At 41.5% G+C, this 22,598-nt stretch carries 24 protein-coding genes; 5 read left to right on the forward strand and 19 right to left on the reverse strand.

The annotated features are described in order from the left end of the window. Positions 1-3 precede the first annotated feature (3 nt). The 6 genes from PFJ30894_RS01695 to nifS form a co-directional block, all read right to left on the reverse strand. A complete protein-coding gene (locus tag PFJ30894_RS01695) occupies positions 4-1,608 on the reverse strand; it encodes a ShlB/FhaC/HecB family hemolysin secretion/activation protein (RefSeq protein WP_167457001.1) in 1,605 nt (534 codons plus the stop codon). 375 nt (positions 1,609-1,983) lie between these two features. After that, complete coding sequence (locus PFJ30894_RS01700) at positions 1,984-2,286, reverse strand: LysM peptidoglycan-binding domain-containing protein (RefSeq protein WP_113077913.1); 303 nt, start codon at positions 2,284-2,286, stop codon at positions 1,984-1,986. A gap of 137 nt (positions 2,287-2,423) precedes the next feature. Further along, positions 2,424-3,365 (reverse strand): AEC family transporter, encoded by a 942-nt coding sequence (locus PFJ30894_RS01705; protein WP_113077914.1) that lies wholly within the window; start codon positions 3,363-3,365, stop codon positions 2,424-2,426. Positions 3,366-3,421: 56 nt separating this feature from the next. Next, positions 3,422-3,760: a hypothetical protein gene (locus tag PFJ30894_RS01710; protein WP_125668862.1), complete on the reverse strand. Its 339-nt coding sequence runs from the start codon at positions 3,758-3,760 to the stop codon at positions 3,422-3,424. 155 nt (positions 3,761-3,915) lie between these two features. After that, entirely contained in the window at positions 3,916-4,341 is a 426-nt protein-coding gene (gene nifU / locus PFJ30894_RS01715; RefSeq protein WP_021717781.1) for a Fe-S cluster assembly scaffold protein NifU, read from the reverse strand. 17 nt (positions 4,342-4,358) lie between these two features. After that, positions 4,359-5,519, reverse strand: coding sequence for a cysteine desulfurase NifS (nifS, locus tag PFJ30894_RS01720; protein ID WP_125668863.1), 1,161 nt, complete (start codon positions 5,517-5,519; stop codon positions 4,359-4,361). Positions 5,520-5,705: 186 nt separating this feature from the next. On the opposite strand from nifS, the gene PFJ30894_RS01725 reads away from it, so the two are divergent. The 5 genes from PFJ30894_RS01725 (at position 5,706) to PFJ30894_RS01745 (ending at position 9,927) form a co-directional block, all read left to right on the forward strand. Then, positions 5,706-6,137 (forward strand): RrF2 family transcriptional regulator, encoded by a 432-nt coding sequence (locus tag PFJ30894_RS01725; RefSeq protein ID WP_021717783.1) that lies wholly within the window; start codon positions 5,706-5,708, stop codon positions 6,135-6,137. Between the two features lie 44 nt (positions 6,138-6,181). Next, positions 6,182-7,117 (forward strand): cysteine synthase A, encoded by a 936-nt coding sequence (gene cysK / locus PFJ30894_RS01730; protein WP_125668864.1) that lies wholly within the window; start codon positions 6,182-6,184, stop codon positions 7,115-7,117. Between the two features lie 174 nt (positions 7,118-7,291). Continuing rightward, positions 7,292-7,882 (forward strand): hydrolase, encoded by a 591-nt coding sequence (locus PFJ30894_RS01735; RefSeq protein ID WP_125668865.1) that lies wholly within the window; start codon positions 7,292-7,294, stop codon positions 7,880-7,882. A gap of 24 nt (positions 7,883-7,906) precedes the next feature. Further along, positions 7,907-8,995, forward strand: coding sequence for a tRNA 2-thiouridine(34) synthase MnmA (gene mnmA / locus PFJ30894_RS01740; RefSeq protein WP_125668866.1), 1,089 nt, complete (start codon positions 7,907-7,909; stop codon positions 8,993-8,995). Between the two features lie 5 nt (positions 8,996-9,000). Then, positions 9,001-9,927, forward strand: a complete 927-nt coding sequence (locus tag PFJ30894_RS01745; protein WP_125668867.1) for a hypothetical protein — start codon at positions 9,001-9,003, stop codon at positions 9,925-9,927. Between the two features lie 72 nt (positions 9,928-9,999). Here PFJ30894_RS01745 and PFJ30894_RS01750 read toward each other — a convergent pair whose 3' ends face one another. The 13 genes from PFJ30894_RS01750 to PFJ30894_RS01810 form a co-directional block, all read right to left on the reverse strand. Beyond that, a complete protein-coding gene (locus PFJ30894_RS01750) occupies positions 10,000-11,229 on the reverse strand; it encodes an ATP-binding protein (protein WP_125668868.1) in 1,230 nt (409 codons plus the stop codon). A 70-nt stretch (positions 11,230-11,299) separates the two neighbouring features. Next, entirely contained in the window at positions 11,300-12,829 is a 1,530-nt protein-coding gene (locus PFJ30894_RS01755) for a capsule assembly Wzi family protein (protein ID WP_125668869.1), read from the reverse strand. Between the two features lie 45 nt (positions 12,830-12,874). Beyond that, positions 12,875-13,453 carry an acyltransferase gene (locus tag PFJ30894_RS11880; protein ID WP_167457002.1) on the reverse strand — a complete coding sequence of 193 codons (579 nt, stop codon included), beginning with the start codon at positions 13,451-13,453 and terminating at the stop codon, positions 12,875-12,877. Positions 13,454-13,469: 16 nt separating this feature from the next. Further along, positions 13,470-14,888, reverse strand: a complete 1,419-nt coding sequence (locus PFJ30894_RS01765) for a lipopolysaccharide biosynthesis protein (protein ID WP_125668871.1) — start codon at positions 14,886-14,888, stop codon at positions 13,470-13,472. Then, positions 14,881-16,197: an O-antigen ligase family protein gene (locus PFJ30894_RS01770; protein ID WP_125668872.1), complete on the reverse strand. Its 1,317-nt coding sequence runs from the start codon at positions 16,195-16,197 to the stop codon at positions 14,881-14,883. Before PFJ30894_RS01770 ends, PFJ30894_RS01765 begins: the two co-directional genes overlap by 8 nt. 10 nt (positions 16,198-16,207) lie before the next feature. Continuing rightward, positions 16,208-17,611: an AMP-binding protein gene (locus tag PFJ30894_RS01775; RefSeq protein WP_125668873.1), complete on the reverse strand. Its 1,404-nt coding sequence runs from the start codon at positions 17,609-17,611 to the stop codon at positions 16,208-16,210. Positions 17,612-17,639: 28 nt separating this feature from the next. Then, complete coding sequence (locus tag PFJ30894_RS01780) at positions 17,640-18,380, reverse strand: SDR family NAD(P)-dependent oxidoreductase (protein WP_125668874.1); 741 nt, start codon at positions 18,378-18,380, stop codon at positions 17,640-17,642. Beyond that, the gene (locus tag PFJ30894_RS01785; protein ID WP_125668875.1) at positions 18,373-18,618 is read right to left on the reverse strand and encodes an acyl carrier protein; all 246 of its coding nucleotides are present in this window, start codon (positions 18,616-18,618) and stop codon (positions 18,373-18,375) included. The genes PFJ30894_RS01780 and PFJ30894_RS01785 overlap by 8 nt, the downstream gene beginning before the upstream one ends. A gap of 70 nt (positions 18,619-18,688) precedes the next feature. Further along, the gene (locus PFJ30894_RS01790; protein ID WP_125668876.1) at positions 18,689-18,907 is read right to left on the reverse strand and encodes an acyl carrier protein; all 219 of its coding nucleotides are present in this window, start codon (positions 18,905-18,907) and stop codon (positions 18,689-18,691) included. 38 nt (positions 18,908-18,945) lie between these two features. Continuing rightward, positions 18,946-20,016 (reverse strand): 3-oxoacyl-ACP synthase III family protein, encoded by a 1,071-nt coding sequence (locus tag PFJ30894_RS01795; RefSeq protein ID WP_125668877.1) that lies wholly within the window; start codon positions 20,014-20,016, stop codon positions 18,946-18,948. A gap of 19 nt (positions 20,017-20,035) precedes the next feature. Then, entirely contained in the window at positions 20,036-20,803 is a 768-nt protein-coding gene (locus PFJ30894_RS01800; protein WP_125668878.1) for an SDR family NAD(P)-dependent oxidoreductase, read from the reverse strand. An 11-nt stretch (positions 20,804-20,814) separates the two neighbouring features. Continuing rightward, complete coding sequence (locus tag PFJ30894_RS01805; RefSeq protein ID WP_125668879.1) at positions 20,815-21,906, reverse strand: 3-oxoacyl-ACP synthase III family protein; 1,092 nt, start codon at positions 21,904-21,906, stop codon at positions 20,815-20,817. Then, positions 21,899-22,498: an MBL fold metallo-hydrolase gene (locus tag PFJ30894_RS01810; protein WP_167457003.1), complete on the reverse strand. Its 600-nt coding sequence runs from the start codon at positions 22,496-22,498 to the stop codon at positions 21,899-21,901. Before PFJ30894_RS01810 ends, PFJ30894_RS01805 begins: the two co-directional genes overlap by 8 nt. Positions 22,499-22,598 lie beyond the last annotated feature (100 nt).

Below are 22,598 nucleotides of genomic sequence, written 5' to 3' on the forward strand. Positions count from 1 at the left end.
ATATTAAAACAGCTTGTAGGCCAAAAACCACAGCCTGCCGTTTTTATCGCTTTCTTCACTGGTAAACTCTTCACTGCCCAGCTTGCGCGCATAGTCAAGCCGCAGATAGTAATCGTCAGCCTTGGCGTACTGCAGGCCCAGTCCCCAACCGGCCAGACCGCGGTGCTGACCATAGCTTTTAGACAGCTCGACTTCGCCCCAATCCACATAAGCTGCCAGAGTCAGATCAGGTACGGGAGTGGCATAACGCAGTTCTGCCGTAGCCTGGTAGCCGCTGTCGCCACTGGCTTCACCCTGCGGATAAGCCCGCACACCGTTAGCGCCGCCTAGAACAAACTGTTCGCTGCCATCCAGATCTTTGCTGGCCAGCTGACTGTGGAAATTTACATGCAGATTCAAAACATTGCCTAATCTGCGGATATGATTGACGTCAGTATTGAATTTGTGATAGCTGCCTTCCGTGTAGCTGCTGGCATCGTCATAACTTAGCCGTCCCGCATAATATAAAGCGCTGTAGCCAGTATAACTGCCGGCACCTTTAATATTGCCCGCTATGCCGGCATACAGTGCATTACTGTGTTTTTTTGTATCGATGCCAAAGGTACGCAGCTCATCTTTCAGCTGGCGGTTATCGTAGCCATAAACTGCCGCCAGGTGATCAGAAGCAGTATTTATCAACGGCGTACTGCCATAAATGCTGAAAGTTTTAGCCCGTCCGACCGCGTCAAGGATATTATAAAAGCCGCTCAGCGTATAATCCATCAGGCTATAGCTGACGCCCAGTTTTGTCCCGCGGCTGCCGACCGGCATTTCGTAACCCAAATTATAGTTATGCAGGTTATCATTTGAAAGCATCCCACCCAGAAAAAATTTATCGCCGATCCTGCCGGGATTGTTGATCGTTGTCTGAAAGCCATATCTGTATCTGCCGCTGTATTTATTGCCATAATTATCAGTGTATAAAATCGTCTGCTGCGGTTTATCAGCCCGAAGATCGATCACAAAATCGCTGGTACCATTGGCCTGCCCAGCCCGCAAAACACCTACGGCTGTAACGCCGGCCAGATCGTTGATATTATTCAAAACTGTTTCCAGCCGGTCTGTACGCAGCAGCTCTCCCTTTTGCAGAATCCCTGCGGCTTTTTCTGCCTGTCCTTCCGCCAGAGCCGAAGTATTATTGACCTGTACATAGCTTAACCGCCCTAAGACTATTTTGACTTCAATGATACCGTCAGTGATTTCCTGCTGCGGCAAAAAAGCAGTAGCAACCGCGTAGCCCTGTCCGCGCAGATACGCAGTCAACTTATTGACCGCCTGCTGCAGTTCATTAAAATCGACTTCACGTCCGCAATAGCTTTCTACCAGCGCAGCCAATACGTCCTGCTGGATAGCATCTTCACTGGTAAAGACAAAATTCTGCAGATAAAACTTTCTGCTGCCGCTCACATCAGTGTTTGTTTCTTCTTTTGTCAGAACAGCCGTTTTATCCCCGTCCGCCCTGTTTTCTTCCAAAGCGCGCAGATCCCCGCTGCTGTTTGGCAAAGCTGTGGCAGCCGAAGCGCCGGCGCAGCTCAACACCAGCATCAGGCTTATGATTTTAGTTTTCATTTTTATTCTCCTTACACCATCAAACATTTATTTTGGGAAATATTTTTAATATATCAGTTATATTGTTTTATATTATACCACGTCTGTACCCCCCCACAAGACACGTTAAATTTTTAGTAAGATTTACTTTTTCTGCCGCGTTAACGGGTACGCGGCCGGCAGCAAGCTGCCCGCCCGCTATTTTCTGTATTTACGTCGAAAAATAGACTTCTCAAAAATAAAAAAGCTTTCTTTTCCATCGGATAAAATCCCATAAAAAAAGAAAGCTAAAAAACACAAAGACGCGTCTGCCAAAAGGCAGGCACGTCTTTTTTACTGCGCCCTAACGCATATTATTTACTTTTGAATCAGTTTCCTACGCCGGCGCCGTAATTATCAGCCTTTGATATCGCCGGCCTCTGCCACCATCAGCTGATCGACAAACTGCATCCTGACCGGTACTAAAAGCTTCTGTCCCGGTTGCAGGTTCGTATTCGCCAGCGCATTGGTTTCGCAGATACGGTAAATGACTTCGCGTACATCTTCGTCCTGATCGGCCCAGCGGTCAGCGATAGCCCACATGGTATCGCCTGTATGTACAGTGATCTGTTCGTAATGATAAACAGTATCATCCTGTAAAAAATTATAGCCTGTATATAAAATAGTGGTCATCAGCATTAATACAAACAACTTCTTCATAACTCCACGACCTTTCGAAACATCTGTTCGTTAAACATATAATAAACCGAACTGTTTTGTTTGTCAAGAGTTTTTCTAAAAATTTGTTCGTGTTTTAGGGTTTTAAGGCGAACGTTTCTGCAATCAGGCGAACAGATCTAACCACGCAGCACCCACATATAAAACGGCGTCGTTATTACTGCCAGCAGTGTACTGACCACCGTCAGCATCGCCGCATACTTGTAATCGCCGCCATAAACCTTAGCTACAATAGAAGTGTTCGTCATCGCCGGCATAGCCGCCTGCATAACAAATACATCGCTCATCAATTTCGGCAGCGCAAAAAACGGCAGACAGACCATAACGCACAGCGGACAGATCACAAACCTTCCCACCATTGCCGCCGTCAGCTCTCTGTCAAATTTGATCTCGCTCCAGGACGCTTTACTGATCGCGATACCGATAAACAGCATGGCCAGCGGCGTCGTCATTCCGCCCAGATAACGAAAAGAAGCTTCGATCGGCATCGGCAGCCGCCAATCAAGCATTACCAAAATAATTCCTGCCAAAAAACCTAACAGCGGCGGGTTCAGAACCACTTTCAGAGTCTTTCTGCTGAGCCACGGTGCCGCCACACCGGCATCAGACGCCATATCGTGCACGGCTACGACCCAGAACATCGTAGTATTGACCATATAATACAGCATGACATAAGGAATACCTTCTTCACCGAACAAAGCCAGCGTCATCGGCAGGCCGATGAAAATAGTGTTGGAAACAAAAAAGACAGTACAGAACACGCCGACCCGGTCACGCCGCACCTTCAGCAGCCGTGCTGCCGCATGGCCGATAAAATAGCCCAATGCCATGGAAATGATCGGTACCGGCAGACCGCCACTCATCTCGATCAGCTGATCGTGGCTGAAATTGACCGTCAGATTGACGATCATATAGGTAGGCAGGCAGACCTTGGTCACCAGCTGGGCCACAGCCGAGCTGAAGCTTTCAGAAAACCAGCCCTTACGGGACAGATAAAAACCGGTAGCTATCATAATAACGATAGTCAAAATGCCCTGCAGTGCGTGTAAGACTGCCGCCATAAAATCACTTCCTTAAAATAAAAGGCACCGAAGCCTTCGCCTCGGTGCCGCTCAAATCAGTTTTGGGCCTGTTTCGCTTCTTCCAATTTATGCTTCATCCAGTCGATCATGGCCAGTTTGCCGAATTCATGCCAGGTTTTACATTCAGTATTCCTGGCGATATATTCGTTCCATTTATCCTGGTTCACCTGTTCTACCTCCAGCAGATTCATGATGCCGAAGCCGCTGCGCCAGATCAGATCGTCCATCGAGGTATATTTACTGTTTTCCGTTAAAAATTTATCGTTGAACAATTCCTGAAAAGATACCTTTGCCAAAATCTTTCCCAGTTCCTCATCATGGGTAAAAATCTCCAGATAATGCTTAAACTCTTTTTCAATATCGATTGCTGCCATTGTTTCATCCTCCGACGGTAAATTATTGATTTTATAATTTATACTTTCTATTTTACCACAAAAAAGCCGATGGCGCTAACCATCGGCTTTTCTGTAAAACTAATGTGAATAAAAGGAGGGGTTGGAGATGAAAAATCTTAACAGTAAAACAGCTGTCAGTGACCGCAGTCGTGGCAGCAGCCGCTGCACACTTCAATACCTTCGGTCGACATACCGTTTTTGACCTTATAGTCATAAATCGCGGCACGCAAGCCGTCAGCTGCCAGGTTGGAACAATGCATCTTGATCGGCGGCAGTCCGTCAAGTGCTTCAGCTACCGCCAGATTAGTCAGTTCCAGCGCTTCCTCGACAGACTTGCCTTTAGCAAGCTCTGTTGCCATACTGCTGGTAGCGATAGCCGCACCGCAGCCAAAAGTCTGGAAACTGATATCGGTAATGATATTGTCTTTGACTTTAATAAAAATCTTCATGATATCGCCGCATTTGGCATTGCCTACCTCGCCGACGCCGTCGGCATCGGGCATCACACCCACATTACGGGGATTCATAAAATGATCCATTACTTTTTCACTGTATGCCATAAACTACACCTGCTTTCTTACTTGTGGTAAAGAGGCGACATCGCCCTTAATTTTTCAACGATCAACGGTAATTGCTCCAAAACATAATCGACATCGGCACTGCTGTTTTCTTCCGACAAGGTCAGACGCAGCGAACCATGCGCGATCTCATGCGGCAGTCCGATAGCCAGCAGAACATGCGACGGGTCCAGAGACCCGGAAGTGCAGGCACTGCCGCTGGAAGCCGCGATACCCATATGGTCAAGCAGCAGCAGCAGGCCTTCGCCTTCAATATATCTGATGCTGACATTTACATTATTCGGCAGTCGGTCAGTAGGATGTCCGTTTAACCTTACTTCAGGGATCTTTGCCAAAATCCCTTCGATCAATTTGTCACGCAAAGCACGTGTTTTTTCGGCATTGGCTTCCATATTTTCTTTCGCATAAGCAGCTGCCAGCCCCATACCGATGATCCCGGCCGTATTTTCAGTGCCGGCACGCAGGCCTTTTTCCTGCCCACCGCCGACGATCAGCGCCGGTACACGCACACCCTGACGGATATACACCGCGCCTACGCCCTTTGGTCCATGAAATTTATGCGCCGTCAATGTTAAAAGATCGATATTGTCGCCGGTAACATCAATAGGGATATGACCTGCCGCCTGTACTGCGTCAGTATGCAGCAGCACCTTATGTGCGCGGCAGACTGCGCCGATCTCTCTGATCGGCATTATCGTACCGATCTCATTATTGGCATACATCACCGAAACAAGGATCGTATCGTCGCGTAAGGCGGCCTCTACCTGGGCCGCTGTAACCCTGCCGAATTCGTCTACCGGCAGGTAAGTGATCTCAAAGCCTTCCTTCGCCAGTTCTTCACAGGTATGCAGTACAGCGTGATGCTCGACCTGCGTAGTGATAATGTGCCGTCCCTTCTTGGCATTGGCATGAGCCACGCCTTTAATAAGCATATTGTCACCCTCACTGCCGCCGCCTGTAAAAATGATTTCCTTAGGTGACGCGCCGATCAGATCCGCAACCTGCTGACGGGCAGCGGCAATAGCTGTTGCCGCACGCTGTGCTGCCTTATATATACTGGAAGGGTTTCCATAATTTTCTACCATAGCCTTTGCCATAGCCTCTGCTATTTCCGGTCTGACCTTAGTCGTGGCCGCATTATCTAAATAAACTTCCCGCATTGCGATCCGTCCTTTCTTAATTCCTACTTGTTTAGTATGATTACACTTTCAGTATAGTAATTCCCAGTATTTTTGTCAAGATTATTTTGTGAATTTTTTGTGTAGAAAAAATTTTTTTGTTCAGCTATTGAATTCCTAGTAAACTAGTAGTAAAATAATGTCAAGCTTTTGAAAGGACGTGTGCTTATGAAAATCTCTACCAAAGGACGTTATGCTTTGCGGCTGATGCTTGACCTGGCTTACAATCATACCGGCAGCTTCATCCCCATTAAAAATATCTCCCAGCGGCAGGATATTTCCGACAAATATCTGGAACAGATCATTACCCAGCTGAGCCGCGCCGGACTTGTCAAAAGCGCCCGCGGCGCCCAGGGCGGCTATATGCTCGCCAAAGAGCCGCAGGAATATACTGTAGGCGAAATACTGCGGCTGCTGGAAGGCAATCTGGCCCCGGTAGCCTGCGTAGACGATACCAAGGACGCCTGCACCCGTGCAGACGAATGTGTAACCATGGAAGTATGGCGTGAAATAAAAGACGCCGTTAATAAAGTAGTCGATAACATCACCTTGGCTGACTTAGTGGAGCAACAGCGGCAGAAATGCCGATGTTGTAAGTAAATTACCGCTTGCAGCATAATTTATTAAAGAAAGGTTTTGATATCATGACTAAAATTTATCGTAGCCTGATCGACTTGATCGGCAACACCCCGCTCTTAGAGCTGACCAACTATAACAGGAAATTTGCTCCGCAGGCGACTATCATCGCCAAGCTGGAATATTTTAACCCGGCCGGCAGCGCCAAAGACCGTATCGCCATGGCGATGATCGACGCCGCCGAAGCCCGGGGACTGCTGCAAAAAGATTCGGTCATCATCGAACCGACCAGCGGTAATACAGGTATCGGCCTGGCCAGCGTAGCCTCAGCACGCGGTTACCGCACGATCCTGACCATGCCTGAAAGCATGTCTGTTGAACGGCGCAACCTGCTGAAGGCTTATGGAGCCGAGCTGGTACTTACACCCGGTTCTTTGGGTATGCAGGGAGCTATCGACAAAGCAGAAGAACTGGCAGCAGAAATACCCAATGCTTTTATCCCCGGACAATTTGTTAATCCGGCCAATCCGGCCATCCATAAAGCAACCACCGGCCCCGAAATCTGGCGCGATACCAACGGCGAAGTCGACATTTTCGTTGCCGGCGTAGGCACAGGCGGTACTGTCAGCGGTACTGGCGCTTACCTGAAAGAAAAAAATCCGCGCGTCAAGATCGTCGCCGTCGAACCCAGCGATTCTCCCCTGCTGTCCGGCGGTAAGGCCGGCCCGCACAAAATCCAGGGCATCGGCGCCAACTTTATCCCCAAAAACTTTGACCGCAGCGTTGTCGATGAAGTTATCGCTATCGACGCGGCAGATGCTTTCAGCACCAGCCGCGAGCTGGCGAAAAATGAAGGCCTGCTGGTCGGCATTTCCTCCGGTGCTGCGGCCTACGCCGCTACGCTTCTGGCGCAGCGACCCGAAAACGCCGGAAAAAAAATCGTCGTCATGCTTCCCGACACCGGTGAACGTTACCTGTCCACCCCGGGCTTTATCGGCGACTGAATCAACTTTACCCTCTCCTGACAAACAAGCGCAGAGTACACCTCTGCGCTTGTTTTATGGTACTGTTTGAACCCTTGGCGAGGTATTTTCGAGCCTAGTGTTCATACGTGCCTTTATGGTATAATTATTTTATTAAATACGCGTCAATACGCATAAACGGAAGGATTGATTTTCATGGCTGATTTAACCCGCAGTGAAGCCTGGGAGCTGCTGACAAAATATAATAAGGAACCTTTTCACCTGCGGCACGCGCTGACGGTAGAAGGCATCATGAAATACTTCGCCAAAGAACTGGGCTATGCCGACGAAGCAGACTTCTGGGCTCAGGTCGGCCTGCTGCATGATCTGGATTTTGAAGTTTATCCTGCTGAACACTGTCTCAAATCACAGGAAATCATGCGCGAACACGGACTGGACGAAAGATTGATCCGCGCTACCGCCAGCCACGGCTACGGCCTGGCGCAAAACGATATCGAACCGCAGCACCAGATGGAAAAGGTGCTGTTCGCTATCGACGAGCTTTCGGGACTGATCGGCGCCGCTGCCATTATGCGCCCTTCCAAAAGCGTTATGGACCTGGAACTGAAATCAGTCAAGAAAAAATACAAAGATAAAAAATTCGCTGCCGGCTGCTCGCGCGACGTTATTGAAAAGGGCGCTGCCAACCTGGGCTGGACCGTCGACGAGCTGATCGAAAAGACTATTCTGGCTATGCGCGAATACGAAGCCGCTATCAACGAAGCCTGCGCTTCCTTTGATGCCTGAACGAACGAGGTTTTATAATAAATTATGAAGAAAAAAGTTTTAGTCGCCATGAGCGGCGGCGTTGACAGCTCTGCCGCGGCTATGCTCCTGCAGCAGCAGGGCTACGATGTAACCGGAGCCACGCTGCGTATGTTCTCCAACGAGGATCTGGGACTGGAGCAGGACAGTGCCTGCTGCTCACTAAGCGACGTTGAAGACGCCAAACTGGTTGCACACAAGCTGGGCATTCCCCACTATGTCTTTAATTTCAGTCCCTGCTTCAGGCACTGCGTCATCGACCGCTTTATCAGCGAATACGAAGCCGGCCGTACGCCAAACCCCTGCGTCGACTGCAATAAACACATCAAATTCGGCGAACTGCTCGATCGCGCCCGGTTGATGGACTGTGAATATCTGGCTACCGGTCACTATGCCCGCATCATTTTCGATGCTGACAGAAACCGCTGGCTGCTGGCCCGCGGCGACGACCACGCCAAAGACCAGAGCTATATGCTTTTTAACCTGACCCAACAGCAGCTGGCGCATATCCTGCTGCCGCTGGCAGATATTACCAAACCCGAGATCCGCCGGATGAGCGAAAACCGCGGCCTGGTAACGGCTCATAAGCCGGACAGCCAGGATATCTGCTTTGTCCCCGACGGCGACTACACCGCTTTTATCGAACGCATTACCAAAAATAAACCGCGCCCCGGTAAATTCATCCACCAAAACGGTCAGGTGCTGGGAACGCACCAGGGACTGATCCACTACACTATCGGCCAGCGTAAAGGTTTGGGCATTGCTTATGAATACCCGCTTTATGTTATTGATAAAGACATTGCCAGCAACACAGTTATTTTAGGCCCTAATGATGCTTTGTTCCAGAAAGCTCTGCTTGCCGAAAACTGTAACCTGATCGCGATCGATAAGCTGGAGGCGCCCCTGCGCGTCACCGCCAAGACCCGTTACCGGCAGAAAGACGTACCGGCAGTTATCGAGCCGCTGGCGGACGGTAAGATCAAAGTTACCTTTGACGAACCGCAAAGAGCCATCACCCCAGGTCAAGCCGTAGTATTTTACGACGGCGATTACGTAGTCGGCGGCGGTATTATCGCCGCGCCGCTGAAGGAGTAAGAAACATGAAATTCTTTCTCGCTGCTATCGTCACAGCAGCACTGCTCGCTGAAATAATCCCTGTTTGGGCCGCTGACCCAGGCAACGATAAAATCAAAAATAAGGCTCCTTCTGTCCATACAGAAGCTGATAACAGTAACGGACATCCGCCTGAAGGCATCAGCATCACGCCGCAGACACAGGCCCAGAGGCTGACAGCAGCTACAGCGAAAGCACAGCCGAACGCCAAAACACCGGCTGATACTGCGTCCAATACTACCTCCTCTGCCGATGCGGATATCAAAACTCCTCCTGCTGATATGCAGCCGGAACCAACCAAACCGGTGATCAAAAAAATCAAACCTCCGGTCCCTGAGGAAAAACCGCTGCGCGTGATCTGGCCGCAGGACTTTTATTATTATTCCTATAACGGCGATCCTTATTACAGCCTGTCGCTGCCCAAGGATTTCGGTACTGATACCCTCGCCGGACTGCCTGCTGCAGGTCCCATGCTGATGCGGGCCCAAAGCAACACTGTTTTGATGACCTTTGCCGCCACAGAAAATGATCCTGTTAAAAACCGGATCTTCAGCGAAGCGCTCAAAAACAGAAGCGAGATACCGCTGCCGCCATTAGGACCGAACGAAGAATACGAATATATCCCAGCCCCGCGTTATACTTACAATACTGACCCGGCGCCGCTGGAGCTGCCCAAGCAGATCACCAACGTCAAAATAGTGGATGCGGGCAGCGGACGGACAGCAGAAAACCTGATCGTTCAATATCTTTATCTCAGCTGTACGGCCGACGGACAGCATTGCATGGCTGTACTTACCCACAGCGAACGCAATCAGAAAGCCTTTGACGGACTGTTCGTCTTTCCTTATGCTGAAAAACAAAATTATATACCGTTAGTTACCTTCACCGCGCAGAGCCTGCGGGTGAGGAAATAAACAATAAAAGCTGATAAATAGAAGCGCTTAAACGCCTATATTTATCAGCTTTTTAATTATACTATCATCTATTTACAACAGCCCGGCCGGTATATACCAGTTTCTGGCATCTATCGGCAGCAAATCATTGGCGAAACAGATCACGCCGCCTGCACCTAATTTCAAGGCCCGTTCTCCCTCTGCCACCGGCCGCAGGATATCAAACTTCTTCGTTTCTTTCACCGGACTGGAGCTTTTGCGGATCGCCAAAGGATGTATGCTGCCATCAACATTCAGCACAAGCTCTACCTCCCGGCTGTTAAAGTCACGGTAATAACCAAGCGGCGGTATCTGTCCGCAATTACTGAAGCTCTTGTAGATCTCCATTACCGCCCATGTTTCCAAAAAGCTCGACGACATTGCCCCTGCTTCCAAGATCTCGGCATTACTCCAGCGCAGCAGATAAGCAGCCAGGCCGGTATCGGTAAAATATACCTTCGGCGCTTTCACACCATATTTTAAATTTGGATGCATGAACGGCTCCAGTAAATATACCAGCCCCGCCGCTTCCAGTACCTTCAGCCACTGCTTCGCCGTTGGCGCAGTGATCTCCGCTTCCTTGGCCAGCGCCGCATAGTTGATCATACTGCCGGTATAGCTGGCTGCCGCACATAAAAACCTGTAAAATTGCAGTTCATCATTGACCTGGGTCAGCGCCCTGACGTCACGCTGCAGAAAGGTCTGCACATAGGAAGAGTAATAGTTGTTCCAGTCCTGCTCTGAGGCATTGTTCAGCGCCGGCATACTGCCGCGCCAAATCTGCCCAAACAAATCACGCATCGGCAGTATCTCAGCTTCCTGCGCCCGCTGCAATAAAAATTTTTCTTCAGGCACAAAAGCTCCCGCACCAAGACCGGCTACTTCGGCATGACTGAACCCTAGCAGATGAACGATAGCGATCCTGCCTGCCAGGCTTTCTGTGACGTTTTCCATCAAATCAAAAGCATGCGACCCTGTCAGCCAAAAGTCACCGTTATTGCCATGCTCGTCTACGTACATTTTAATGTACGGCAGCAGCTTCGGCGCCATCTGGATCTCATCGATCAAGAGCGGCGGTTTATACCGCTGCAGAAACAGCCCCGGTTCCGTCATTGCCAAGCTGCGTACGTTGATATCGTCCATCGTCACATAAGTCCTGTTGCCTTCTGCCAGCCTGCGCAGCAAAGTCGTCTTTCCTACCTGACGCGGCCCAGTAACCAGCAGCACCTTACAACAACCGCTCAGTTTTTCAATTGTCGTCTCCAAATGGCGTTTGATATACATTCTAAAATCTTCCTATCTTTATTTTTACAAAATACTGCTTTTACTTACTGACCGTTGCTCTTTAACTCTATCAATATTCCCAGCGCAAGCCTACAGCTACCAGTTTGCTGCTGTCACTGCGTCCACTGGTATAATCCGCATTTTTGATTTTGGCATATCCAAGTACGCCGTCCAGATACAAAGACTTATTCAGCTTTTTCACATAGGTCAGCTGCACTTCATGCACACGCGGATTTCTGACAGCGGCACGATCCATATCCATACCGGTATATTCCAACCCGATCCGGTCGCCGTTAGCCAGATAATGGCTGATACTGCCATAATATTTCCTGGTATTTTTACCCATGGCATCACCCAGAATATCGTCTTTATAGGTCCAGCCATTAACTAAAGTCCAGTGGCTGTACCAGACGTTGTTAGTATCGCCCAGTTCCATACGCAGATCCCAACTGCCGTCACCGCCAAACAGCTGCGGGAAATACACACCGACACTGCGGGCGTGCTCACAGGGGAACCCGCCGGCCTGATCTTCGCCGTACAAAGAGCCATAAAGCTGGACACCAGGGAAACGGTAACGCAGATCGATGCCGCCAATATCGTTCCACTGGTCGTCACTCTCAGCATTATCACCCAGTATCCAATGCTTATTTAATGACTTGAACATTGATACACGTTCAAGTCCTAAAGACAGGTTATCTGTCGGCACTATATCAACCCTTACTCCCAGCAGTCCGGCATGATCCTTTTCACGCTGCCAGTTTGCTATCCCAGCAGAATGCGCTTTGTCTGCCCGGTTACCTTCCAAACGGCTGTAAAAAACGTTGACATTAGCTTTGCCCAGAAATTTTAAAAAACCGTTATCAAAGGTGTGCGGTTCCAGCAGATTCAGCTTGAGCATCGTCTGCGGCGTGGCATTGTTACTCATGGCAAAGGGCGCTTTCCCCCACTGCACAGCCTGCTTGCCAAGTTCTATCCCCCAGACGCCCAGATGTGTTTTTGCGTAACCTTCTTCAATACTGGCGTCACCATGCTGGTCTTTATCATAGCTGAACCTTGGCGTCAGGCTCAGAGCCAGATCTTTATTCAAACTGCCGGAGATCTCTGCTGCGCCGATAATATTAATGCCGTCGCCATACCTGTAGCCGTTGTTATTGCGATTCAGCGGCTGCCAGGAAGCATTGATCCCCTTACGGTAGCGATAGGAATTCTGCTGCATATCGCCGTAAGCCAGCCTGGCTTCGACAGCACGCAGCTTGATGTTGCTGCCATAGTCTGTATTTGTACCCTGTAAATAAGCAATTTCTTCTGCCAGATCGGCGCGCATTTCTTCATAATAAGTTTTCAGATAGCCTGGCATGGGTTTCGTCTGTGCTTTCTGCTGTGCTTCCATGATCCATTTTGCAATATCCAGACGGCTGTAAGGTCTGGTGCCTGTCGGCATATCTTTGATATAACCCATTCCTTCCAGTTTGTCGATATAGCTGTAATATCTGCTGTCCAGCGGCACATTTGCTGTTACCAGCGGCGACGCTGTTGCCGATACAGCAAAATATCCAGTTAGTAATATAGTCGTTATACTAAACAAAATATGTTTTTTCATTAATCATCCATCCTATAAGTTATATTATAAAGTATTTTATTTTTGTTATTTTTCACTATTACGTTTGTCATAAAATAATTTCCAAGCAGTTATTATTTCATCCACTGTTAAACTCTGATTATGTTCTGTAGTTGCAATTAATCCTTTTTCTTCTTCCTGTATCCGTTTATTAACATAATAAGTATAATCTCCTATTTTTCTTGCAGGAACTCCTGCGTATATACCATTTGAAGGTAAATCATGGTTTACAAAACTATTTGCACCAACGATGACATTTTCTCCAATTTTTACATCATACAATATTGTAGAACCACTACCTATAAAAGTATTCTTGCCTATTTCTATACACCCAATTCTTTCTTTAAACTTTTTCTGTGTTCTAGAACAATTATTAAGCATATAATTAATTCCGTCATGGGTTAAGAAAGTAACATTACTGGCTATTCTCACATTATCATTTAATTTTATTAATTTAGAATATAATGGCACTATACGGGGCATGATGGACACATTTTTCCCAACAAAACCATAAATATCTCGCGTGCGTACATAATCTGCACGTTTCATACTATCACCGATCATACAAAGTCTTATAGTCCACCATAAACGTTTAAATCTCATCATTATTTCTCCTATATATTTATTTATGTATTTTTCTTGAACAAAAACCATACATTTTCTGCTGTATGATTACCATAAGCCCCAATTCTTTTAAAATAAAAGCTAAATACAAAGATGCTAAAAAGAATGAACAAAAATTTAAATATTGATTCTTCCAGTAGTAAGCACCTATAACAAACATTGCTATCAATAAATTTATAATACTAATATTACACTTATCTAACTTGATATATTTATTAACATAAAATTTTCTGTGTTGAAACATTATAAAATTAGCAATGCAATGTGCAAAACTTACCCCGTAGACCTCAAATTCACCAATTAGAAATATTCCTAATATAATATTTGTGATAACAGCTGATATAGTCGTGTATCCTATTGCTGTAGTATCTTTATATGCAGTTAAAATTCCCCCTAAAAATATTGCTAAACAGTAAAAATATGCAGACAAAAATAATAAAGGAATATAATTCATAGCTTTGAAAAATTTTACATCTATAAAAAAATAAAAAATATATGGTACTATTGTAAGAACCCAAATCAAAATACTTGCCAAAAAATAATATGTAGTAAAAAATAAATTATTATATAAATCTTTAGAATATTCATTTTTAACAACACGAGCTGCTGTCTCTTGCCATGCTATACCAAAAAAACCATATATTACTCCAATAACTGTTGCTAGCTTATTGGCTACAGCATATATTCCAGCAGTAGCAAAATCTAAAAAACTAATAATTATAATCCTATCAGCTATTGACATAATAACAAGTGCTATTCTATTAGGGATAAGAGGAAAAGAATACAATACCATTTCTCTAATCTTTAACAATTTATAAAAGCGAAAATCAAAAAAACGCCAAATTTTAATATATATTCCAATTAATATCGAAATAATAATATGCGCAGACGCATTGGCCAATAATAAACCATCCACTTTCATATCAAAAAATAATACAATTATAAGAGTTAAAGTTACTAATAATAGAGAAATCGATGCATTATATAAAGTATATAGTATAAATAATCCTTGCCCCCTTAATATAGGATTGATTATATATGCCATTGAACATGCAAAATAATATAATGTTATAAAAAAACTATACTTGATATTAAATATATAATATGATACACAACCAAATAGGACTATTAGAAACATGCCCAATATTTGTATCAATAAAGAGTTAGTAATGACTTCTTTTTTCTCTTCGGCACTTTTACAATCAATTAAGAAGCGGAACATGGACTCATCCATAAGCATAGACACAATCGGGATAATACAAGTTCCAAGCGTACATATATAATCGTATAAACCATATTCCGTATTGTTAAGATATATAGTATAAAACGGTATCAAAAGAAAACTTAATATTTTCGTGGTAATACTTCCGATTGAGATAATAACGGTATTTTTTAAAAGACGTTTTTTTTCATCCATTATTTTCGACTCGTTTGCTTTTCAACTTTTTAATATATAAATATTTCCATATTCCAAATATCCCTATTAACGCCCAGAAAGGTTTATAGTACCAAAAAGAATCTGAAAACAGTAACTTTACACAACTAGATAAAAATATTACAAGCAATGCTTTCCAACACATATCTTTACAGCTTACTATCATTTTACCCACATTATAAATTAACCAACCAATAAATATACTTCCACCCAAATAACCAAAACATACAAAAACTTCTAAGAAAAAATTATGTGCATAACCCCAGTAAAATCTTTTCCCAATTTCATATCTGTCCCCATATACGCCGTGCCCAAATAATCCACCCTCTTTAATCAGATCTACAGCAGTATCATAAATAATATCTCTGCCATTAGCCTCTGTAATTTCTCCATTTACAAACATTTCAATAGTACGTGATTGAGAGTCAAATGAATTTAAATATACACTCAATAGTAAGGCAATATTATCCCACATCAATGCTGTTACAATTAAAACATTTGATAACAATATCCCAATTATTATTGTCTTGGTCGCATATTTACGAAATTCACGCCAATAAACTAACATACATATTGGCAAAAAAACTGCAATGCATGATAACGCTCCTCTTGATCCTGCCATTAGCATAGTATATGAACCTATAGGTATATATAGCAAATAACTTTTCTTCTTGGTATAAATATATGCTGCTAAAAATACTATCAGACAAAATGCCATATTGTATCCGAAAAGTAATTGATATCCCAATTCCACAGTATCGCCGTTAGCATCAACACCAACCCAATAACCCCGTACACTGGCTGCATAATATTGTAAGAAATAAAATATAAAATTTAATTTAGATGCAATAATAAGGCAGTTAAATATCTTTTGTCCATCACAGAAAAGACTTATAATAAGTAATGCGTATACACCTCTTGTCAATACAAGAAATCTATTTTCAATACCAAAATCTTCGTGTAAAAACCATATGTCATACTCTGGAAATATTATCCATGTTATAGCAAACAAAATAAATATGCCAAGATAATATTTCCAAACACTAAACTTATTATTTTTAACACTATAAATAGTACATAAGAAAATTGGTACCGCAAGTAATATATTCTCAATAGGTTTTAATATCTCCCAAACATTATTGGTGACGTTGGGAACAATTCTAAATAATGCTGCATCTAAAATATCACTGCAAAAAAATAGTATGAAAGCAAATGCGGCTAATTTATCTTTGATACTGTATTTTAAAATTTGGGTAAAGCTTCCCATGGTATTTCCATTAATTCTAATCACAGTTACCTCTTTAGACCTTAAGTTGGCTATACATTACTTTTCCATTATTATTTCGTGGTATATGTTCAATATATTTACTGACAAAACATTTTTTATAAAGCCCTAGTTTCTTACTTATATAAGAAACTACTTCTTCCAATATTTCTTTATTTTCTAAAAAAATTATCATCTTTTGATCATTACCTAAACATGCACAATCTATCTTAAATTCATCACTAATAATATTTTCACATTGATCAAGGCTAATACGTAAACCATACAATTTTAAAAATCTGGAAATTCGTCCAATTATATAGTAACAACCATCCTTATCTCTTTTAGCTATATCCCCTGTAATATAATAACCTTTACGCTCATCATTTTTATTCAAATCTTCCTTACAATTAGCGTACCCCATCGTAACATTATCTCCTCTATACGCCAGTTCTCCCTCCGCTATCATTTCCTCTATTGGAATACACTGTTCTACATCTAATAACGATAATTGACCTCCAGGTATCGCGCGACCAATACTACATATTTTACTAATTGCCAATGCGGGATCTAAATATGCTAATCGTGCAGTAGTTTCTGTTGTCCCAAATGTTGCATAAAATTTTTTACTATATTGTTCACAATATAAAGCTACTTTTTGAAATAAAACATCATTCATTCTTCCTCCGCCCTCAGCAAGAATTTTTAAAGTAGGATAATCTTTTAAAAAAAAGCCTAATTTATCAAGTACTTCATAGCTAAATGGTACACCTGTAATATCAGTAATTCCCTTTGTATTAAAAATTTTCCAGAACTCTTTATTTATCAAATTATAATCCGTCAATACTACTTCACTGCCTGCATAAAGATGACTACAAATCACAGATAAACCCATAGTATAGTTTATTGGTAAATCAGCCAAACCAATATCATTTGCTGTAAATCCAAAAAACTCTGCTACTTGTTTATAACTGAAATATACGTTTTTATAGCTGTGGCGCACCAGTTTAGGTGAACCAGTGCTACCAGACGTTGTTAAAAGAAAAGACAACTCTTCATTTACGGCATATTGAGGAAATTTAGTGTATAAGACAACAAAATTGTTTATTTTCGATACTAATATATAATTATTAAATTCAACTTCCATATTTCCTGGTACTATTAAATATTGTGGTTGATAGACATCAATTAAATTTCTCAATAAATCTCTATCCAAATCCTTGCCTAATAACAAAGGTACTACTTTATTTTCAATACAAGCTAAAAAAGTAGCAACTGCACCAATAGTATTGGAGCATAAAATGAATACTACTGATCGAGTTGGCATTACATTTTTGAAATTCAAGATAAAATTTTGTAATTGTCCATACGACATTGTCTCACCGGTATCATCAGTTAGAGCTATTTTATTTTCGTTATGTGCATCAATATTTAAAAACATATAATTACCCCGTTAGAAAACAAATTTTTTATAATGACGTGCATCCATCTACACTTAACACTTGTCCCGTTATATAAGCAGCATTATCTGAAGCTAAAAAAAAGCATGCTTGTGCAATTTCTTCCGGTTCAGCCATACGTTTCAATGCAATTCTATTTATTCTATTTTCCAAAAATTTTTTATCTGTATTTTTTATCATTTCAGTACGAGTTAATCCAGGAGCTACAGCATTTACGCGAATATTTTTTGAAGCAAGTTCTTTAGCTGCCGTTTTTGTTATCGCTATTACAGCTCCTTTAGTAGCAGAATAGACGAGTTGCCCCGGGTTTCCCTGAATACCTACCACAGAAGCAATATTAATGATATTGCCACCTGTACCTTGCCTTGACATTAATCTGCTAATTATCTGTAACATATTAATTGTGCCTGCAATATTAATCTCTAACATTTCCATCATATGCAAATAAGAAATCATCCCTATACATTCGTTATATTCAACAGCGGCATTATTAACCAATACGTCTAAATGTTTACATTCTTTCCGTATTTGATATATTACATTTATTGCCGCTTTTTCATCAGTAATATCGAAATTAAGAAATATTATTTTACCTATTGCCATTTTATTCCACTCTTGTATCCAACAAGCATTTTCTGCATTGCGGCCTACAACATAAACAATAGCTCCATTTTGAGAAAATAATTGAGCAATAGCCTTGCCAATTCCCCTCGTTCCACCAGTAATTAAACAAAATTTACCATCAAGCATTAAAATCTACACCTTTAGATTGCAATATTTTTTTCCCATTTTCATAAGAACCAAAATTTAAAATTTCTTCTGTATCTAACATTACATCAAAAACAGTTTCCAGATCCGCAATTAAGCCCATATGAGTAATAGAATCCCAATTTTCAGTATTTGCAAAAGTAAAATTATCATTTAATACCTCTAAAGGTACATTAAAAATATCAACAAACACCGACTGATATTTTTTTAAATTATTCATATTTCACCTCTATAGTTAAGATTATGGTGCAGCAATAATAATTAAACTGCTGCACCAGCTATTGAAATCATTATTTCATAAGCTCAAGAATATCCTGAACTGTCTGAAAACCTTTTACTACTTCACTAGTAAGTTTTATACCAAATTCATCTTCCATCATAACAATAATAGAAAGTTTAGACATAGAATCATATTCCTCAACATCACAAAGATCCATATCTGCTTTCAACGAACCTGCATCCATCTCCATAGTTTCTTCCAGTAATGCTAACTTTTCTTCAATAGTCATTTTCTTACCCCTTTACTTTTATTTATATAGATCACATCTTACTCTTCGTAAGAAATGTATCCATCATCAAAATATTCGTCAGTGTGTACCAAAGGTAAAATATCTTTAGTATTAACGAAACAATCGATAGTACTCCAGGATAAACCTACACCGAACCCACACATAAGTGTATGGATCACCTTATTCTTTTCATCATTTCCATATTTATTGACCATAGAAATAGGAACTGAAGAAGAACTGGTATTACCAAATTTATCTAAAGAAATTAAGGTTTTATCCATTGAAAACTCTGTCCGTTTCGCAACTTGCTTCATGATAAAAAGATTAGCCTGATGCAAAACCAGACAATCATAATCATCAGGAGTATAGTTTTGTAATTGCATCGTTCCTTTTATCAAATCCGGTACTTCAGATATAGTAAAATTAAATACTGCTACATCATCCATATATGAACACTTCTTTTCTTCTGGCGCTTCTGGGTGACGCCATTGACCATAAGGCGCAATAATTGCCTTAAAGCCATTACCGTCAGTTTTAGAAATCATTTTAATTGGTTTACTTTCCTTTTCCTTAACAATCAATGTTGCCGTGCCAGAATCACCGAACAGCATACTTGCCGAATGGGTAGTTTTAACTTTTACACTGGATTTCTTTTCTTTGGCAGAAGTATCACCACATAATAACAGTGCCATTTCAGTATTACTGTTTTGAAGCAAACTGGCTACAATATTCATTCCGTAAGTAAAGCCTGAACAACCAAGGTTTACATCAAAAGCAATACAATCTTTAGGCAAACTCAATCTATCCTGCAATACACAAGCAGTAGCAGGAATACCATAATCAGCCGTTTGAGTCACGAAAACAAGAATACCGATTTTCTTCACATCAATATTCTTTTCTTCAATGATTTTTTTTGCAGCCGCATAGCAGAAATCAGAAGTAGTCTGTTTTACACCAGCATTATAACGTCCTTCTACACCAGTCTTTTTAGTGAATTTTTTTATTACATCTGGATCTTCGTCAGAAATTTCTGTTAATGCTGTCCAATTATTTGATACCGCAGCAGCCATTGCCGCAATTTTAATATTATTAAATTCAGATATTACCAATTTTATATCCTCCAAACTATCAATTAGTAGTCAACCCACCATCAACTGGTAAACATATTCCAGTAATAAATCTTGACGATTCACTTAATAAAAAAGCTATTGCAGCGGCAACATCTTGAGATTCACCTATTCCAAGATACTGTCTGCTTAACAAGCCTCTATTTGAATTACCTTCTATCCCACCATTACCTTCTAAATACTTATAATACATATCTGTACGAATCATGCCTGGAGCTACTGTATTAACACAAATTCCTTTTTCAGATAATTCTCTAGCCAAACACCTAACCGCCCCATCCATACCTGCTTTAGATGCTGAATAAGCAACGTGTGCTTTTGTTCCCTTTATAGCTGAAGTAGAAGATATACCCACTATCCTCATTCCTGGATTAAAATTTTTCTTTTTCGTTAAACATCTTATGATTTCAATAAATCCACACAAATTTACATTCAAAACATTACTTACAACCCCTGGTTTAAAAAGCTGTAAAGGTCTATCATTATTTATACCTGCTGCATATACCAGCCCATCAACTGCACCAACATCGTCAACGATATTCTTAACACACGCTTCAATTTTTTCTAACTCATTAATATCCAGTAGATAATATTTATGCCCTTCCCCTTCTAGCATTGATATGGTTTCCTGTAGTTTCGCTTCATTACGGGCAATCAACATCATTTTAGCACCTAATTTGCTTAGCATAACAGCAGTATCCCTGCCAATGCCCTGTGATGCTCCGGTAAGAACTATTTTCTTGCCAGTTAAATCAACCAAATTAAACATTATATCCTCCTTTAATATTCAGACGGATTTATTATCCCATCTTTATAATATGAATCTGTTTCTAATACAGGCAAAATATTTTTGGGGTCTATTTCAAAAGAAGTGATTCCCCAAGATAAACCTATGCCAAAGCCTGCTGCTAAAATATTCTTTTTTTCCATATCGTTATCATCGCCGAAAGCATCACAAATAGTTAATGGTATTGAAATTCCACCGGTATTACCATATCTATCTAAAGAAATAAGAACCTGTTCTTGCGCCGCTCCTATTCTTCTGCTAATCTGTTTGATAATAAACTGATTAGCCTGATGCAATAGTATATGATCGTAACTATCAGCAGTTGTATTTGTTTCTTCAAAATATTCTAAGATAGATTTAGGAACATCCGATGTAGAAAATGTAAACACCGAAACCCCATCCATATATATATCGTATTTAGTACGCCTAATATTGTCGGAACATAAATATTCTTCATGAGAAGCATCCATATCTCTAAAACCACCAGCTGGTAATATTATAGATTTAAATCTATAGCCATCTGTATAAAGCGAAGTTTTAATAATGCTCCCGTTATTTTTTTTATATAAAATGGCCGCACCAGCATCGCCATACATCATTGCTATAGACTTATCATTAGGATTTACTAACTTACTTGCAGTTTCTCCCAAAAGCAGTAATCCGTATTCAGATTGGCTGTTTTGTAGCATTGAAGTCAAAACCTGTTGCCCATAAATGAATCCGGAACAACCCAACCCTACATCTAATGCTGCACAATTTACAGATAATTCTAATCTTTTTTGTAAAACACAAGCAGTTGCAGGTCTCCTATAGTCAGGCGATTGTGTTACAAAAACCAGCATACCTATTTTATTTTTCTCAACATCAATATTATTTAGTAACTTGTTAGCAGCTTCATATGCTAAGTCACTGGCTGTTTGTTTTGGGACGGCCCTATGTATACATTTTATACCTGTACTTTTTATAAACTTAGTAGTTACATCTTCGCCAAATTGTTTAACAAAATCGTCTCTTTCCAATTTATTTTCAGGTACTACGACTGCCATACCAACAACAGAAATATTATTAACTGTAAAATTAGCCATTACTTTCCTCCCACAACTGATAGTCTTTTATATAAAAACCATTAAAGTGTCCTGGATAAACAAAAACATCTTCTGGCAATGATTTTAGAAGCGGCAATGACTTTTCCTGCCATTTCTTTTTACTTCCTCCAGGTAACCCTGTTGTTGTCGGATAATCTCTAAAAAGCGAATCCCCTGAAAACAAAATTTCATTATTTACTAAAATACAAATACTTCCTAATGAATGTCCTGGACATTCAAATAAACATATTTTATTTCCTTGCCACTCTAGCGTTAAATGATCCTCAAAAGACCTGTCCGCTTGGCATGAATAATCAATATTTACTACTGGTTCTTCCACTGTTACCCATGTTTGCAGTTCACAAAAAGCATCAAAATAGCGTGATAAATTTTTCCTGGAACTTTCAATATTTTCTGCACAAATATTACTGCAAACAACTTCAGCCTCACACTTTTCTTTCCAGTAATTTACGCCACTTATATGATCATAATGTTCATGTGTAAGAAATATATAATCTACAGTTTTATTTTCCAGTCTTATATCTATAATACAAGGGTCTATAAGAATCAAATGATTATTTTCTTCCAACACATACATATTCGAAGATATTAAATTAGAAATTATATGGAAAATTTTCATATTTTCATGTAACTTTAAAGTATTATATACTTTGTTCTCCTCTGCATCTTTA

It is taken from the genome of Phascolarctobacterium faecium, from assembly GCF_003945365.1.
GTDB lineage: Bacteria > Bacillota > Negativicutes > Acidaminococcales > Acidaminococcaceae > Phascolarctobacterium > Phascolarctobacterium faecium.